Here is a 16454-nt window from a genome sequence, read left to right on the forward strand (position 1 = left end):
ATGAAACCGGGGGATGCAGATATGCATACTGCGCCTGCGATTGCAGACAAGGCATCTCTACGCTTGGTGACGGTGGCGATTTCCACTCTGGGCGCGGGCATTGGGCGAATTGTCCTGCCGTCGCCTCGGCAGGGGCTGGAATATCTGGTCCTGCACCAGGCACCAGCGGAGGCGTCGCACGAGGCCGTGGCCGCGCTTTGTAGGGGACGTGACGATGTGACGGTGGTTCCTCTGCCAGGCTCCGGGCTGTCCCATAGCCGGAATGCGGGGCTGTTGCGGGCGCAAAGCGATCTGGTCCTCTTTTCTGACGATGACGTAGCTCTTGTGCCGGAGGGAGTTCTCGCGTTGCGTGATCGTTTTTCTGATGATCCTGACCTGGTTTTGGCGGCCGGCTGGCGTGTTGGACGATTGCCGCGGGGCGCTCGTGCGACTGTTCTGACGCGTTTCAACAGCGGTCGGATCTGCGCCCCGGAGTTCATGGTACATAAAGGGCGGGTGCAGGCGCTTGGAGTGCAGTTCGACTCGGAGTTTGGCCTTGGTGCGACATATGGTCTGGGGGAAGACTACATTTTTGTCTGCGATCTGCTACGCGCCGGGGGAAAGGGGCAGGCATTTCCGGTCGAGACTGGGGCACATCCGCATGCCAGTACCGGGGATAAATGGGACGATCCGGACGTTATGCGGGCGCGCCAGGCGGTGATATGGCGCGTTTTCAGGGGGGGCGCGCTGGCCGTGCGGCTGGCCTATGCGGTGCGGCATCGTAGAAACCTCGGAAGCGCCCGTGCGATGTGGCGGTTCGTGTGGCCGGAGCGCCAGAAGTGATATGGAATGATGTCGCGACAGACCGGTTCGGCAGGCGTGCCACAGGTCCTGTTTTTGCGGTGGTGTGCAGGTTGTCAAATTCGGGCAAACAGGCTAGCGAGCACAAAATTCTTTAGGAGCACGGCGAGATGTTCAACAACAAGACGATTTTTATCACCGGTGGCACCGGCAGCTTCGGTAAGAAGTATGTAAAGACTCTTCTTGAGCGTTACTCGGTGAAGAAGATTATCGTCTACTCCCGCGATGAGTTGAAGCAGTTTGAAATGTCTCAGACCTTCAACGCACCGCAAATGCGCTACTTTATCGGTGATGTGCGTGACCGTGACCGGATGGTGTCCGCGATGGAAGGGGTGGATTATGTAATCCATGCCGCCGCGCTGAAACAGGTCCCGGCGGCAGAATACAATCCGATGGAATGTATCAAGACCAATATCCACGGTGCTGAAAACGTCATCCACGCGGCGATCGCCAACAACGTACAGAAGGTTGTGGCGCTGTCGACCGACAAGGCGGCCAATCCGATCAATCTTTATGGGGCGACCAAACTGGCCTCTGACAAGCTGTTTGTCGCCGCCAACAATATGGTGGGCTCCAAGCCCACGCGCTTCTCGGTTGCGCGCTACGGCAATGTGGTGGGTTCGCGCGGCTCTGTTGTGCCGTTTTTTGAGAACCTCAAGGCACAGGGGGCGACCTCGCTGCCGATCACCGATGCCAGCATGACCCGGTTCTGGATCTCGCTGCAGCAGGGTGTGGATTTTGTTCTGAAGAACTTTGAGCGCATGTATGGCGGTGAGATCTTTGTGCCCAAGATCCCCTCGGTGCGGATCCCCGATCTGGCCCGCGCCATCGCGCCGGAACTGGAGCAGCATATCGTCGGCATTCGCCCCGGTGAGAAACTGCATGAAATCATGTGCCCCGCAGATGACAGCCACCTGACGCTGGAATTTGGCGATCACTATGTGCTGCAGCCCACGATCAAATTCTTTGACCGCGAAAACGCTTTCAACACCAATGCGCTTGGGGAAGAGGGCAAAGAGGTTCCGGCCGGGTTTGAATATAATTCCGGCTCCAATGAGCACTTCCTCTCTGTTGATGAGATCGTCGCGTTCAACAAGGCTGCCATGCTATGATCCCATACGGCCGTCAGGACATCTCCGAGGCGGATCTGGCCGCGGTGCGAGAGGTGCTTACGAGTGATTTTATCACTCAAGGTCCCGAAATCGCGGCCTTCGAGGCGGATCTGGCGCGCTATTGCAACGTCAAGCACGGGGTTGCGATGAATTCCGCAACCTCGGCTTTGCATGTGGCCTATATGGCGCTGGGACTGGGGCAGGGCGATCTGCTGTGGACCTCGCCCAATACATTTGTGGCGACCTCCAATGCGGCGCTTTATTGCGGTGCCGATGTCGATTTTATCGATATTGATCCCGACACATATAATATGTGCCTGGATCGGCTGGAAGAAAAGCTCGTGGAGGCCGACAAAGCCGGACGGCTGCCGAAGGTTGTCGTCCCGGTGCATTTTGCCGGGCAGTCCTGCGACATGCAGCGGCTGGGAGCCCTGCGGGAGCGCTATGGGTTTGCAGTGGTTGAGGATGCCAGCCATGCGGTTGGCGGGCGCTATCGGGATGCGCCGGTTGGCAATTGCGCCCATTCCGACATCACGATTTTCTCTTTTCACCCGGTCAAGATCATCACCACCGCCGAAGGTGGCATGGCGATGACCAATGATGATGAGCTGGCAGCGCGGATGCAGATGCTGCGCACCCATGGGATCACCCGTGACCCTGCGCGGATGCAGGGCGAGAGCGACGGGCCGTGGTATTATCAGCAGACCATGCTGGGCTATAACTATCGCATCACCGATATGCAGGCCGCGCTTGGCCGCAGCCAGCTGACCCGGCTCGACAGCTATATTGATGCCCGTCATACCCGCCGCGAGACCTATGATTGGGCCTTGGCGGAGTTGCCGCTGAAACTGCCGCATCAGGCCGACTATCAGCGCTCCGGCCTGCATCTTTACCCGGTGCTGGTGGGCGATGATGCGCCGATGGACCGCGCCGCCGCCTTTGATCGCCTGCGGCAGCTGGGGATCGGGGTCAATGTGCTTTATATCCCGGTCTACTTGCAGCCCTGGTATCAGGGGCTTGGATTCGAGCCGGGGCATTGCCCGAATGCAGAGGCATATTACAGCCGCATGCTTACCATTCCGATGTATGCCTCTTTGACAGAGGATGATCAGGCAACGGTGATTGAGCGTCTGCATGATGTGTTTATGTAATCCTCCGGCGGATTGGCGCTTAACGGCGGGATTACTTGCCCTGTTTGTTCAGATTGAGATATGTCAATCGCTGCGAACAGGAGCGCTTTCAGCAGACTTAGGCAAGCTGCGCGGGGCTTTTTACAAGGGGCCGGGTGCTGTGATCAGCCCTTGGTGGGGACGTATTTTGAATATTTCAAGTCTGCGGAATGCGCGCCGCGGCGAAGAGGAGCAAAACAATTTCTAGGTGGAGTTATAATCGGCTCAAGAACAGCAGGCTTGGGCGTAAAATCTTTCTAAAATTGCCTCTGAAGCTGAGCCGCCTTTGTCTGAGATGCGGCTGGACCGGCGCTGCACTGCACGGCCTGTCGATCCCCACCTTTTTCTACCCCAAGGACCCACGTGTGCTGCATACGCGGGCCAAGGTTCACGAAAGCCGTGGTGAATACGACCGCGGAGCCGAACTGCGGGCTCGGCGGTTGCGAGAGCTGCTGCCCAAACATGTCAAGCGCAAGGACTTTGTCGCGATCCTCGAAATCATGGCAGAACTCGAGCGTACTTATCGTGCGGGACAGTATCAGGCCGGGCGCCTGATTGCGCAGCAACTTGTGAGTGAGCCTGGCCGCAAGCGCCTGTTGCGGTGTGCGCTGAAGGCACGGAAACGCTTCAAGGAAAGCGCCTTCCTCACCCATCTGATCGCGCTGTGTCGTGCGATGGACAACAATTACCATGCGGCCAACCGGTCTCTGGTACATGCAATTGCACATCCGTTTGATGCTCCGGAAGCGTTGGTGTCACGTCGGTTCAAACTGCTGCAAAGCACCTGGCGGGCGGTCGATCAGATCGCCAGGGAGCAAATGGATTGGGCTGATGAGGGCGGTGCCTATCGGCGCATTTTTTCCGCCAAGGCGCCGAACGTCTCGGGACAGGTCGTCACAGCCTCTGATATCGAAACGGATTCGAAGGCGGAAAAGCAATTTTTGTCCTTCAAGGAATACGCCCTGCAAGGTCGGGACCGGGAAGGGTACCTGAAGATATGCGACGCTGAGTTTGCCGCAGCGCGCGCTCTGGGGGGGAAATTGCAGGCAGTGGAAGACATGATGCGGACGGGCATTCGCCACGTGCCGGATTATACGTCCAGCTATGACTTGGCGCGGACCCGCTTGCACGATCTGGCTCCGGAGCTGGAAAACCTGTTTTCCGAGGATGCTCTGCAGAAGGATATGGTCGCGACGGTTTTGGCGCTGTGCAGTTGGCTCAACCTCGCGAGGAGGCTGGGCATTGTGGACACAGAAGCCCGTATCATCGCGCAGTTGAAGGGCTTGTCCGAACGGGATGAACTGTTGCCGGCATTGTGGCCTGCGCCAGCGGCGATCGCCCGTAGTGACGGCTATATTGACTGCGCGGCACAGATCGCCGGCAAGCTTGAGCGATTGCCCCCCAAGATCAACCGCGACATGCAGTTCTATTTCCGCTGGGCGATGATTGCGCGGGCCTATGACAAGGCAGATGCGTTTTTTGCAGCTCTGCCCAAATCCATGCGGCGGCGGCACGGGCTGCTTTACTACGCCAATATTCTGCAGCGGCAGGGGCGTTTCAAGGAAGCGCTGGAGATCGTCGGAGAAGTGCATGGGCAAATCTTGTCCAACCCGAGTGCGTTGAATGGATACACCAACTACAGCCTGATCAAGCGGGCTGGAGAACTTCGCTTCCTGATCGAGACGGCGAAGATCTTTACCAGCGTGCCACAGCCGCGCGACCCCAAAGGGGTGGTGCTTATTGCGCCGCGCAATATCGACCACCTGCGCCGCTATCCGCTTATGGTGCTGCTGGAATTCAAAAAACGTGGCTGGGCGGTGGTGCCGCTTGTGGAGGGGCTGTTGCCGCGGGAACTGACCGGGGATGCATCGATCGACGTGATGAACGGGGCGATCAGCCCGACGATCCGACTGCGCAAGAAAGCCCGCGAGGTGATGCCGGATGTGACCGATTTCCACGTGGATATCCGGTCTGGCTTGCTCCGCTGGGGCGATATCGATCTGTCGCATCCGGTTTGGGAAGATGCGGCCATCAACCGGCGCCGCTATTCCATTAATTACGACTGCCCCGAGTTGCAGCGCTATCTGGGCGGGCTGGCGGATTGGACCCGATCGATGGCACGGGTGTTGCAATATGCACGTGCGCATCAGCGCCAGTCTGGACGGAAAACAGCATGCATTTCCTTGTTTAGCTACCGGCTTCCAGATGCTTTGTTCCGGTTTTTTTGTGATAAGCATGGGGATGCAGAGAGTTTTTTCTACTTAGCAGCAGCAAATGGCTATCAGAATTACTTCACCAACTTTTCGACGAATGTTTCTCAACGTTTTGTTTTGAGGAACATGACCGAAAATCCACATGTACGCTCTGCGAGTTTTCCTCTGCCAGAGAACTTCGAGAAATATTATCACGAAAAACAGGCTGAAATTCCTGAAATATTACAGCGCTTTGCTCCGATTACAAAGGTGAAGCGGTCGACTGAGGGAACTTCGGGGCGACCTGTTGAGGCGGATGAACTGGATCAGCGGATCCGTTCTTGGCGGGCCCGGGGCGGTAAAGTCGTTTGTGCGTTTGGAAAGGTTGTTTGCGATAGTGGCGTGCCTTTTGATGGAGGGCCTGCACATGCGGATATGAAGGACTGGATCAATCACTGTGTTAGAGCGGTCCAAGGCACTGACACGCTGCTGCTGATCAAGCCGCATCCGCATGAGTTGAACAATCAGATCGCGACCTTTCCAACGGAGTATTTCCGGGATCTGATTGATGAGCCGTTGGGGGATAATGCCGTCTTTCTCGGCCATCGCTGGTTCGATATCCATGACATGAAAGATCGTATGGATCTGGGGCTGATCTACAATGGCACCACCACGGTTGAGCTGGGGCTTTTGGGTATCCCGTGCGTTTTGGCAGGGCATTATGCACCCATCGATTATCCGATCGGTCATTTTCAGCCTGCCAACCGGGAAGAATTCGAGGCCTGCCTGCGCTTTGAAAAAACGGTCGAAGTGGCGCCCGATCTGGTTGAGCGGGCTGCAGTCTGGCTGGACTATATGGCCAATGACAACTTCACCCAGTCCTATCGCTTTCACGCGCGTCCGGTCACCAACAAGGTTCTCTATCCGCCCTATTGGTTCAAGGAAGATCTGGACAGCTACCGCGCCGGTCAGTCACCGGCTGTGGCCGAGCTGATCGGGCGGGCATTGGGAGAGCGATCCGAGCCAGGGGCGGCTCCGGTCATGGCAGCCGCGTCGCTTTGACATTTGCACTAAGGGGTTACCCACATGTTTACAGATCTCTCGACGCTTTATGACAGGCTCTTTCCCCTGTGTCGCAGCATCACGGGGCCGGGGCTGCGTGAAAGCCTTGAGATGTTTGCAGAAGTTATGCCGCTACAAATCCATGGAATTGCCAGCGGCACACCGGTGCTGGATTGGACCGTGCCACCGGAATGGTCCGTACAAAGTGCGCGCCTGATCGGACCAGAGGGGGAGGTGGTATGTGATTTTGCCGATCACAACCTACATCTGGTCAACTACTCCTGTCCTTATCAAGGCAAGATGTCACTGGAAGAGTTGCAGCCGCATTTGCATTCGCTGCCGCATCTGCCCGATGCCATTCCCTATGTGACAAGCTATTACAACCCGCGCTGGGGGTTTTGTCTGCCCCACCGTCAGAGAATGGCGCTCAAGGAGGGAGAGTACACCGTCGATATCCGCACGTCACATTATGACGGTGAGGTGAATTTCGCCACTTGCGAACTGCCCGGAGACAGCGATGAGGTGGTGCTGATCAGCTCTTATCTGTGTCATCCGAGCATGGCCAATAACGAATTGTCCGGACCGCTGGGTCTGTTGCGCATGTATGAACATCTCAAGGCGTTGCCGCGGCGCAATTATACCTATCTGTTCCTGCTTTGCCCGGAGACGCTGGGCTCGATTGCGTTCCTGTCCCGTTTTGGACAGGATCTGGCGCAAAAGATCCGGGGCGGACTGGTGCTGACATGTCTGGGCGGGCATCGTGACACGCTCAGTTTCAAGATGTCGCGGCGGGACTGGCTGGAAGAACCCAGCAGTATCGACCGATTGGCCCGTCGCTTTGCTGAAACTTATCCAGATCAGTTCGAAATTCGCCCTTTCACGCCAACCTCCGGGTCGGATGAGCGGCAATTCTGCTCGCCTGGGTTCAATTTTCCGGTCATTCAGGCAGCGCGCACCGTTTATGGGCAATTCGTGGAATATCACACCTCTGCGGATGACAAGCGTCTGATGCGCATCGAGCAAGTGGAACGCGCCGCTGATACGCTGGCGGAGTTCATGCAGGTGTTCGACTATGATGGTCTGTTGTTGCGTAGCACCCAACCCTTTGGCGAGCCCCAATTGGGGCGGCGAGGGTTGTATCCGACCATGAACTCGCCGATGAATCGCAGTAGTTCCAATGATGCAGCGGTGGATCAGCGCCAGACATTGAATCGACTTCTCATGATCCTGTCACTTGCGGATGGGACCAAGGATATAAATCAGATCGCCGCACATATCGGCTGTGGCGCGGATGCCATTTTGCCCATTCTGCAAGAATTGCGTGCACAAGATATCATCGTAACCGAAAGGGCTTCATAACATGAAGATGGTAGTTATTACGGGGGATCACCCCCGACATAGATACCTCGCGACAAAGCTGGCGGAATGCGGTTTGCTCTCCGGGTGGATCATCGAAAAACGCAAACCTTTCATGCCAGAAGCGCCTGCAGGCCTCACGCCTGAGCTGACACGGTTGTTCAATCTGCACTTCCAGCGTCGTGAGGAGGCTGAAGAGCGCTTTTTTGGACAACCTACCACACCTTCGGATGTGCCGAATCTATCGGTTACACCTGACACATTGAACGATCAAGCCACCTTGGAGTTTATCAAGCAGGCAGACCCTCGGTTGGTTTTGTCCTATGGTTGTCATAAGCTGTCTGATGCGCTGATACAGGCAAGCGGTTGCACATTTTGGAACACTCATGGCGGGTTTTCTCCCCAATATCGGGGGGTCACGACACACTTCTGGCCGAGCTACATGCTGGAGCCGCAGATGACCGGCGTCACGATGCACGAGACGACGTCCCATATTGATGGCGGTGCTATTATTCACCAGAATGCGGCTCTTGAAATGCATGCCGATGATGGGTTGCACGATCTGGCGGCACGTACGGTCAGGGCCTATGCTGATGAAATCCCCGCCTTGTTGGCCAAGACGCTTGAGGGTGACCTGCCGCTTGGCCAGCCACAGAAAACATCAGGAAAGATCTGGATTGGCGCAGACTGGCGCCCGGAGCATCTCCACCTGATTTATAACACCTATGAGGATCGTATTTGTAAAGCGGTTGCTGATGGTGAGCTGGCTGGCCGCATTCCTACTCCTTTCAGCTTGTTGAAAGACTGAGCTTCAAGGCAGGGGAGAATGTCTGCATTTTCTTCTGCCCGGCAAATCCGGATCTGTGGCTGATCACTTGAAGAGAAAACACCGATGAGCGGCACGGTTCTTTTTCGCTGTAACGTTTCAGCCAGCGTCGGCATCGGGCATTTGATGCGGTGCCGGGAGATGGCGCGTTACCTCAAAGAGATTGGCTGGCGCACGGTGCTTTTGGGGCCGCCCGAGAGCCTGCGCCAACCGCAAGATGAGATGCTCTTTGATCGCTGGTGCGACGTGGAAAGGCGCGGCAGCTCTGAAGAGGACGCCGCGCGGGTGCTGGCTCTGTGTGACACAGAAGGGGCGCGGCATGTGGTGATGGACGACTACCGGATCGATCCACCCTATCAGGCGATGCTGCGCCGGGCCGGTCTGCGGTGGCTGCAGCAATTTGATGCCTCCAATCCATGGATGTTCCAGCCCGATCTGCTGGTCAATGCCAGCCCCTTTGAGCGGCGCGAAGATTACCTGCCCTGGCTTGAAACGCCAGAGCGCACCCGTACGCTGTTTGGCCCCTCCTATGCGGTTTTGCGCCCGGCCTTTGCGGCGCTGGCGGGGGCTGACAGCCCTCCCCGTGTGGATGGGCGAGAGGTGCGCCGGGTGCTGGTGGCCTTTGGCGGAGGCGACGATCGCGGCGCCATCGCGCAGGCGTTGCGGGTGCTGGCCGGGCGGTTGGGGCCGTCTGTCACGCTGGTTATCGTCTCCGGGGGGGCCAACCCCCAGCGCGACGACATCGCGCGCAGCGTGGCGCAATTGCCCGCAGGGCAGGCGGAATTTCACGTCAACCCACCTGACATGACCGCATTGATGCGCGATTGTGATCTGGCCCTGATCGGGGGGGGCACCATGAGCTATGAGGCGGCCATCTGCGGGCTGCCCATGGTCTTTGTCGGTCTGGCACCCAATCAGGAACGGCCCTGTCTGGGCTGGCAGGCGCTGGCCGGGGCGCTGTTTCTGGGGCTTGTCGGCACGGTGGAGGATGCACAGCTCTATGCGGCGGTTTCCTCGCTGATTGAGGATACAGACCGGCGACGCGACATGGCGGCACGGGGCCGTGAATTGGTGGATGGAAAAGGAACGCAGCGGCTGGTCGAAGCGCTGCTGGAACGGAAAAGAGACAGGCTATGAGTGCACAAAAAACCATCCTCGTGCTTGGCACCAATGCAGGCCAGGCCGATCTGATCCGACATATGAAGGATCGCGGCTGGCGGGTGATCGGCGCATCGCCGGTTGCGGGCGAGCCTGGTCAGGCGTTCTGCGATGTGGTGGAGGCAGTCAATATCGTCGATCTTGAAGCGCTGGAGGTGGTGGTTGAACGCCACCGTCCGGACCTGATCTATTCGATCTCATCCGATGTGGCGATGAAATCGGTGGTGGCCCTGTCGGAACGTGTGGGCCTGCCGCATTTCTACGACAGCGCCTTTATTGAACTGCTGGACGACAAGGCGGCGCTGCGCAGCTTTCTTGCCGCGCACGATCTGGGGCCGGTGCCCTTTGTCAAAGTGGGGCAGGCGTCCGAGGCGCTTGGATGGGAGCATTTCCCCTGCATGGTCAAACCCACCGATGCGCAGGGTCAGCGCGGGGTGGTGCGGGTGGACCGGGCCGAGGATCTGGCTCCGGCCATTGAGGCCGCCGTTGGGTTTTCGCGCAGCAGCCAGGCGATCGTCGAGGGGTTCCTCGATGGGGTTGAAATCTCCTGCAACGTCATGGTGTGCGGGGGCGAGATCAAGATGAAGGTGCTGTCCGAAAGGCTGGTGCACGGCCCCCATGCGCTGGGGGTGCCACGGGGGCATCTGGTGCCCTGCCGGGATGTCAGCGAGGACAATCAGCGTGCGGCGCTGGCGCTGGTCGATGGGATCACCGCGGCGCTGGGGAGGCGCGATGGGGTGCTGTATTTCCAGATGATCGTGACCGCGCAGGGCCCACGGGTGGTGGAAATCGCGCCCCGGCTGGATGGCTGTCACATGTGGCGCCTGATCCGCGCGGCCGAAGGGGCCGATCTGATCGCAATGACCATGGATTGCCTCACGGGAGAGGGCCAGCCAGCGATGCTTGCTCATGGCGGTGAAGGACATCGCGCAGCACCTCTGCAAGAGCTGATGTTCCAACAGATGCCACCGGGCAAGCCGTTTGATCCGCAGGCGTTCCCGATCCCCGAAGGTGCGGTCTATCACGAATACCGCTATGCCTCCGGTGAGGATGTGCGCGCTGTGAATGGCACGCTTGAGGTTGTGGGTTATTACATTCGGGAGGTCACATGAGCCGGACTGTCGCTGTCACCGGAGCTTCGGGTTTTATCGGTCGTTACCTCTGTCCGGCGCTGGAGGCGGCGGGCCATCGGGTACTGCGTCTGGGACGTGGCGCGGCCGCGGCGCCGGATGCGCGCCAGACCGACTACAGTCGGGACAGTCTGACCCGGGCGTTGGAAGGTGCCGATGCGGTGGTGCATCTGGCGGGCCGTCGCATGACGCGGGAGGATGCGCCGATGGATGTGGCACCGTTCTGGCCTTCTAATGTTGCAGGGATCGCGGATCTTGTGGCGGCGGCCCAGACACAAGGGGTCGAGCGCATCGTGCTGGCCTCGACCATTGCGCTTTATTCGCCAGCGTCGGGGTTGCCCTATGTCGAGACGGCGCCTTTGCGGCCGGTCAATGCCTATGCGCTGTCCAAGCTGATGGCGGAGGCGCATCTGGAAATGCTGACACGCAGGGCAGGGCCGTCCTCGGTGGCGCTGCGCTTTGCTGCGGTCTATGGGCATGGGGAAAAAGGCACGCCGGCGTTGATGAAATTCGTCGATCAGGCCCTTGCGGGAGAGACGATCACGCTGACCGGAAACGCCGATTACCGTATTGATCAGCTTTATGTGCGCGATGCGGTTTCTGCCATTCTGGCGGCGCTCTCGTCGAAGGCAGAAGGGGCCTATAACATCGGCGGTGGCCGTGCCCTTGCGGTGGGTGAAATTGCCGAGACGGTGAATGACGTCTTTGGCAATGACGGCAACATCCGTTACGCAACCGACAGCGACCAGCCAATGCCCGAGACCATGATGGCCCTCGATAGGGCCGCTCTGGATCTTGGCTGGCAACCGGCTTTCGACCTGCGGGCGGGGCTGGAAGATTTTCGCCGCACCCGGGATGCGGGTTTGCGGTCAGACACAGATTAAGGACACAAGATGCTCACACTGCGCGAAGAACTCAGCAAGACCCACGGTATTGCCAATGACGGCAGCCCCTTCATCATCGCGGAGATGTCCGGCAATCATAACCAGTCGCTCGACCGGGCGCTGGACATTGTGGATGCCGCTGCCGCCACCGGGGCCGATGCGATCAAGATCCAGACCTTTACCGCCGACAGCATGACGCTGGATCTGTCGGACGGGGAATTCACCATCACCGACCCCAAGTCGCTGTGGTACGGGCGCACGCTCTATGATCTCTATCAAGAGGCCCATACCCCCGCCGAATGGCACAAGCCGATTGCGGACCGGGCCAAGGAACATGGGCTGTTGTTTATGTCCACGCCGTTTTCCGAGGATGCGGTGGACCTGCTCGAAAGCCTTGATGCGCCGCTTTACAAGATCGCCTCCTTTGAGGCGATTGACCTGCCGCTGATCCGGCGCGTGGCGCAGACCGGTAAGCCGATGATTATTTCCACCGGCATGGCCAGCGTGGTCGAAATCGGTGAGGCGGTCGAAGCCGCGCGCGAGGCGGGCTGCACCAATCTGTCGCTGCTGAAATGTACCTCCTCCTATCCCGCCAGCCCGGAGAACACCAATCTGGTGACCATGCCAGTGATCGGTCAGACCTTTGGCGTCAATTTTGGCCTGTCTGATCATACCATGGGCAATGGGGTTGCGGTGGCCGCGACTGCGCTTGGCGGATCGGTGATTGAGAAACACTTCATTCTCGATCGCTCGGAAGGGGGGGTGGACAGTGCGTTTTCACTGGAGCCTGACGAGTTCACCGCGCTGGTGACCGAATGCCGCCGCGCGGCGCAGGCGATGGGGCAGATCTGGTTCGGGGGCACGGCCTCGGAGCAGGCGGGGCGTAAAAAGCGCCGTTCCCTTTATATTGCCGAGGATCTGAAAGCCGGCGATGAGCTCACTGCGCAGAACCTGCGTCGCATTCGTCCGGGGCTGGGCCTTGCGCCGCGTCATTATGAGGTGCTGCTGGGCCGCCGGGTGGGCCGGGATGTCAAACGCGGCACCCCAATGAGCTGGGATTTACTCGACGCCCCAGACAGCTAATTGCGATTTTTTATCCTGACATTCATATATCGTCTCTGAAACTGGAGAGAGCAGTATAGGGTATGGCTGACATATAAATATCGCGTGCCCGGTTGCAGGGCGCGCCTCATACAGGATCAAAGCCGCAATCGTGAATGCACCAAAACCATATCCGACGCCCCTCTCATCGGCCAGTTTTCACATCCTGCCACGGGAAGAGGCGGCGTCAGATACGCTAGTGATCTTCTTTGGAGCCAAAGATCTGGGGGATTACAGTTTCAATTTCTTCCAGCTGGGCCGGGAGCTTCCAGAGCATGTGATCTTTGTGAACAACGGGGTGAACGACTGGTACCAATACGGAATCCCGAACCTGGGCGAGACTTTTGAGGCCTGTGTCGAGGTATTTCGCAGCTGGGCCGAGGTGCTTGGGGTCAGCAAGATCTGTTGCGTGGGCACATCCATGGGAGGATGGGGCGCGATGCGTTATGGCGCTGCGCTGGGTGCAAGGGTGCTGGCGTTTTCTTCAGATGTGATCTTCTGCGATGAGGCCAGCCGCAGCCGGGCCCATTTCACCGGATCGCACCCTGTGGCCTGCGCCGATTTGCGCGAGGTGCTGAACGAGAGTGAGGCGCAGGTGACCTTTGTGATCGGAGAGCGTGACCCGGTTGATCTCTATGCGGCGTCTTTGCTGACCGAATGTGCAGGCGCCGAGGTGATTTCGCTGGTTGGATGTGGGCATTTTGTGCCGCCTCATCTGTCACGGGAGGGGCGGCTGGGGCCCCTTCTGCGCAGCTTTATTGCAGGCGCGGCGTTGCCGGTGGCACCGGATCGGGGGAACTTGGCCCATAATAGAGCCTATGTTTCGGCCATCTATGCCGCCCAAAAGGCGGTTGAGCGCGGTGAATGGCAGCGGGTGGCAGACCAGGCAGAGGTCGCGCTGGAACATGCCCCCCATGGGGAGGCGGCGGAAGTGCTGCTGGGACGTGCGCGGATCAAGCTCGGGGATTATGCGGGGGCCGTGGCTCCTTTGACCTCTGCTGCGATTTCCGACCCGCCCACCGATCCCGAAGCTCGGATTCTGCTGGCGACAGCATGGCGGCGTGCAGGCGCGCTTGAGCGGTCAGCACAGCTGTCGATGCGCATACTAACGCAAAATCCCGGCAATGCCCGTGCCCATTACAATCTGGCGCTGCTTGCAAAAGCCAATGGGCTTGAGAGCAAAGCGCGCGCCTATGCCGAAGCGGCGCTGCGGCGTGAGCCGGGCAATAAACACTACCGTGCATTTCTCGCCAAACTGAAAGACGCTTAAGTCGCGCAAACTGACCAAAGCGCGGCAGATCAGGGCTGGCGGGACCGGAACAGCGCCTCGGCAAAACTCCAGTCCTGCGGGGTGTCGATGTCCAGCGCCCGGTCGCGTGGCATCACATAAGGATGCGAGGCGGGATTGAACATCGGCGTGCGGGCCACAAACGTATCGCGTCGTCCCCAATAGAACATGCCTGCGTCATGAAAGGCCTCCGGCAGATCCTGCGTTCGGGTGCGGGCATGTTCGGGAAACAGCATTTCGATGCCGCTTTGCGGGCTGTGTACCATGGCGCGATGCACCGGATGCGGATAGCTGGCGGCGGCAAAGACAAAGCCGTCCTGCGGCAGATCATCCAAAAGCGCATGGGTTTTCTGCAAATCATCGGCCTGCACAAAGGCCGCGGTGGCAAAGAGGCAGCACAGCCGGTCAACGCGCTGTCCGCTCAGGGCTTCCATCCGCTCGATCCCGTCGATAATCACATCCCGGGCTGGGGTGAAATCATCTGCCAATTCGGGCGTGCGCATAAAAGGCACCTCTGCCCCGGCCGCCCGGGCCACCTCGGCAATGTCGGGATCATCGGTTGAAACCACCACATGATCAAACAGCCCGCTGGACAGGGCGGCCTCAATGGGCCAGCCAATCATCGGGCGCCCGGCAAAGCTGCGGATGTTCTTGCGCGGGATGCGTTTGCTACCACCACGAGCCGGAATGAGTGCGATATGCATGATAGCCTGTTCCTTGCTGCAATACTGTGCGTTTCTGCTTGCACGCGTGGAGTGTCTGAGATGCCGCAAATGGAAAATACCGCGTCCGGGCTGCATCCGCCCGACCAATCAACAGCCTTTCTTAGCGGTGTCGGTCCATATGAGACGGTGGGAAGTAGGGAGCCTGAAACGGGCGGTCCTTGAACTTTTTAACGACTTCGAGCACCCGCGTTCCGAGATCCCGTGGACAAAACATATGTTCAACCCATTGCGGGTTGGGCGGCTGGGTGCGCCGGTGGAGCATATCTTCCAGCGAGGTGATTAGCCCACTTTCGGACCACAGTTTGCGCATGGGGGCGACCAGCGGATCGAGGTAGCTATCGACGAAATCCAGATGCACCATGCAGGGCACACCGGAGCGCACCACATCAATGGCCGCAGTCGAGGTGCAGGTAATGCCGAGGGCGGCGGTGCTCAGTGCCTCGTCCATGGTACAAGCGGTGATTTTCAGATTGTCGGGCCTGTTGGGCAACGCCGCCATCAGGCTGGGGTAGTCGTGTTTTTCTAGGTGCAGGTGTTGTTGGTTTTCGTCCGGCAGGTGACGCAATTTGACCCAGACGGTGTGATCCGGGTTTGCACGCGCGAGTGCGGCCATCGCTTGCAGCATATGCATGCGTCCGCGGCGCGTGGATGGTGACAGGGCCTGGGTGAAGAAATAGATATCACGCCGGGTCTCCAGTGCGTTTGCAGGCAATGGCTCGGGGGTTAAAAAAGCCGGGTGACCAAAGCCGACTTCCTGCCACATACGGTTTGGCCAGGTACTGGCCTGTTGTTCAAAAACCTGCAACTCGGAGTGCGGAAAGAGGAAAACACCATCGCAGTGGCGGCGGTGATAATAGCCATTTTCCGGAAAGAAATCGAGACCGCCAAGAAAGGCAATGACGCAAGGGCGGTCAGCAGTCACATGCATTACAGTACGCCGGAGCTGGCCACCAAGCGCATTATAGACACGGCTGGTCAGGATCGCTTTATGGCTCTGCGCCAGAAAGAGATCCTCAAAGGCTGATTTGCCGTGCAGGGCCAGGTCGGGCCCTTCCGGCAGGAGTTGTGCCATCTGCCGATAGGAGAGCGCGTTCTCTGCAACCACCCACCCCATCTCGACCTTCTGATCCGGATTTGATGCCTGGAGGCACGCACGCATGCGCCGCGCGAAAAACAGGGTGGAGTCATCGCTGAACAGCAGCAGGACCGGACGGTCATCATAGGGAAGCGGGGCAGCCGGACTCAGGGCTTCGATCCCGTCGCGAGTGGGAAGAAGTGTCATCTGGTTCTTTCGACCAAGGTTTCGAAACGAGCCAAGGTTTCGATCTGCTTTTTGTTGTGGCGACGGTTGGCCGGGTACAGATGGGCCAATCGGATAACGTCATTCTGGAACACTGCCGAAAAAATGCGCGCCCATACATCAGGAGAGTTGCGCAACAGACGATACAATATCTTGCCAAACTCTGTTTGCTTCAGTTTTGCAATCATCTCTAGGGCACATCTGTCTCACTTCTTTTGCGGGATTTACACAAGTAGACGAGCTTTGTAAATGAAGAGGCTACATGGCATGCGCGCCACCTTGGGTATGCGGTCCCCGATCAGAGAGGGCGC

At 58.6% G+C, this 16454-nt stretch carries 14 protein-coding genes; 11 read left to right on the forward strand and 3 right to left on the reverse strand.

Annotated elements, in window-relative coordinates; translation table 11 throughout:
- From MHM88_RS21205 to MHM88_RS21255, 11 genes are all read left to right on the forward strand, one after another.
- Positions 1–822, forward strand: coding sequence for a glycosyltransferase family A protein (locus MHM88_RS21205; protein WP_239368781.1), 822 nt, complete (start codon positions 1–3; stop codon positions 820–822).
- 128 nt (positions 823–950) lie between these two features.
- Positions 951–1952 (forward strand): UDP-N-acetylglucosamine 4,6-dehydratase (inverting), encoded by a 1002-nt coding sequence (pseB, locus tag MHM88_RS21210; RefSeq protein WP_239368783.1) that lies wholly within the window; start codon positions 951–953, stop codon positions 1950–1952.
- Entirely contained in the window at positions 1949–3103 is a 1155-nt protein-coding gene (pseC, locus tag MHM88_RS21215) for a UDP-4-amino-4,6-dideoxy-N-acetyl-beta-L-altrosamine transaminase (protein WP_239368785.1), read from the forward strand. Before pseB ends, pseC begins: the two co-directional genes overlap by 4 nt.
- 383 nt (positions 3104–3486) lie before the next feature.
- Positions 3487–6375, forward strand: coding sequence for a hypothetical protein (locus tag MHM88_RS21220; protein WP_239368787.1), 2889 nt, complete (start codon positions 3487–3489; stop codon positions 6373–6375).
- Positions 6376–6399: 24 nt separating this feature from the next.
- Positions 6400–7734 carry a DUF4910 domain-containing protein gene (locus MHM88_RS21225; RefSeq protein WP_239368789.1) on the forward strand — a complete coding sequence of 445 codons (1335 nt, stop codon included), beginning with the start codon at positions 6400–6402 and terminating at the stop codon, positions 7732–7734.
- Between the two features lies 1 nt (position 7735).
- On the forward strand, positions 7736–8539 hold the full coding sequence (locus MHM88_RS21230) for a formyl transferase (protein ID WP_239368791.1): 804 nt from the start codon (positions 7736–7738) through the stop codon (positions 8537–8539).
- Positions 8540–8698: 159 nt separating this feature from the next.
- Positions 8699–9694 (forward strand): PseG/SpsG family protein, encoded by a 996-nt coding sequence (locus MHM88_RS21235; protein WP_239368793.1) that lies wholly within the window; start codon positions 8699–8701, stop codon positions 9692–9694.
- Positions 9691–10827 (forward strand): acetyl-CoA carboxylase biotin carboxylase subunit family protein, encoded by a 1137-nt coding sequence (locus tag MHM88_RS21240; RefSeq protein WP_239368795.1) that lies wholly within the window; start codon positions 9691–9693, stop codon positions 10825–10827. The genes MHM88_RS21235 and MHM88_RS21240 overlap by 4 nt, the downstream gene beginning before the upstream one ends.
- Positions 10824–11729, forward strand: coding sequence for an NAD(P)-dependent oxidoreductase (locus tag MHM88_RS21245; protein ID WP_239368797.1), 906 nt, complete (start codon positions 10824–10826; stop codon positions 11727–11729). Before MHM88_RS21240 ends, MHM88_RS21245 begins: the two co-directional genes overlap by 4 nt.
- A gap of 9 nt (positions 11730–11738) precedes the next feature.
- A complete protein-coding gene (gene pseI, locus MHM88_RS21250; RefSeq protein ID WP_239368799.1) occupies positions 11739–12812 on the forward strand; it encodes a pseudaminic acid synthase in 1074 nt (357 codons plus the stop codon).
- 130 nt (positions 12813–12942) lie between these two features.
- On the forward strand, positions 12943–14100 hold the full coding sequence (locus tag MHM88_RS21255) for a hypothetical protein (protein WP_239368801.1): 1158 nt from the start codon (positions 12943–12945) through the stop codon (positions 14098–14100).
- Between the two features lie 29 nt (positions 14101–14129).
- On the opposite strand, the gene pseF is transcribed toward MHM88_RS21255, so the two are convergent.
- From pseF to MHM88_RS21270, 3 genes are all read right to left on the reverse strand, one after another.
- Entirely contained in the window at positions 14130–14822 is a 693-nt protein-coding gene (gene pseF / locus MHM88_RS21260) for a pseudaminic acid cytidylyltransferase (protein ID WP_239368803.1), read from the reverse strand.
- Positions 14823–14943: 121 nt separating this feature from the next.
- Entirely contained in the window at positions 14944–16125 is a 1182-nt protein-coding gene (locus MHM88_RS21265; protein ID WP_239368805.1) for a DUF6716 putative glycosyltransferase, read from the reverse strand.
- Entirely contained in the window at positions 16122–16331 is a 210-nt protein-coding gene (locus MHM88_RS21270) for a hypothetical protein (RefSeq protein ID WP_239368807.1), read from the reverse strand. Before MHM88_RS21270 ends, MHM88_RS21265 begins: the two co-directional genes overlap by 4 nt.
- Positions 16332–16454: the final 123 nt, after the last annotated feature.

This window comes from Epibacterium sp. MM17-32 (assembly GCF_022348205.1).
Taxonomy (GTDB): Bacteria; Pseudomonadota; Alphaproteobacteria; order Rhodobacterales; family Rhodobacteraceae; genus Epibacterium.

Coding starts and splice junctions, on each gene's coding strand:
- MHM88_RS21245 (WP_239368797.1), top strand. CDS start 10,824: ATGAGCCGGACTGTCGCTGTCACCGGAGCTTCGGGTTTTATCGGTCGT.
- MHM88_RS21205 (WP_239368781.1), top strand. CDS start 1: ATGAAACCGGGGGATGCAGATATGCATACTGCGCCTGCGATTGCAGAC.
- MHM88_RS21270 (WP_239368807.1), bottom strand. CDS start 16,331: ATGATTGCAAAACTGAAGCAAACAGAGTTTGGCAAGATATTGTATCGT.
- pseI (WP_239368799.1), top strand. CDS start 11,739: ATGCTCACACTGCGCGAAGAACTCAGCAAGACCCACGGTATTGCCAAT.
- pseF (WP_239368803.1), bottom strand. CDS start 14,822: ATGCATATCGCACTCATTCCGGCTCGTGGTGGTAGCAAACGCATCCCG.
- MHM88_RS21240 (WP_239368795.1), top strand. CDS start 9,691: ATGAGTGCACAAAAAACCATCCTCGTGCTTGGCACCAATGCAGGCCAG.
- MHM88_RS21230 (WP_239368791.1), top strand. CDS start 7,736: ATGAAGATGGTAGTTATTACGGGGGATCACCCCCGACATAGATACCTC.
- MHM88_RS21225 (WP_239368789.1), top strand. CDS start 6,400: ATGTTTACAGATCTCTCGACGCTTTATGACAGGCTCTTTCCCCTGTGT.
- MHM88_RS21235 (WP_239368793.1), top strand. CDS start 8,699: ATGGCGCGTTACCTCAAAGAGATTGGCTGGCGCACGGTGCTTTTGGGG.
- MHM88_RS21265 (WP_239368805.1), bottom strand. CDS start 16,125: ATGACACTTCTTCCCACTCGCGACGGGATCGAAGCCCTGAGTCCGGCT.
- pseB (WP_239368783.1), top strand. CDS start 951: ATGTTCAACAACAAGACGATTTTTATCACCGGTGGCACCGGCAGCTTC.
- pseC (WP_239368785.1), top strand. CDS start 1,949: ATGATCCCATACGGCCGTCAGGACATCTCCGAGGCGGATCTGGCCGCG.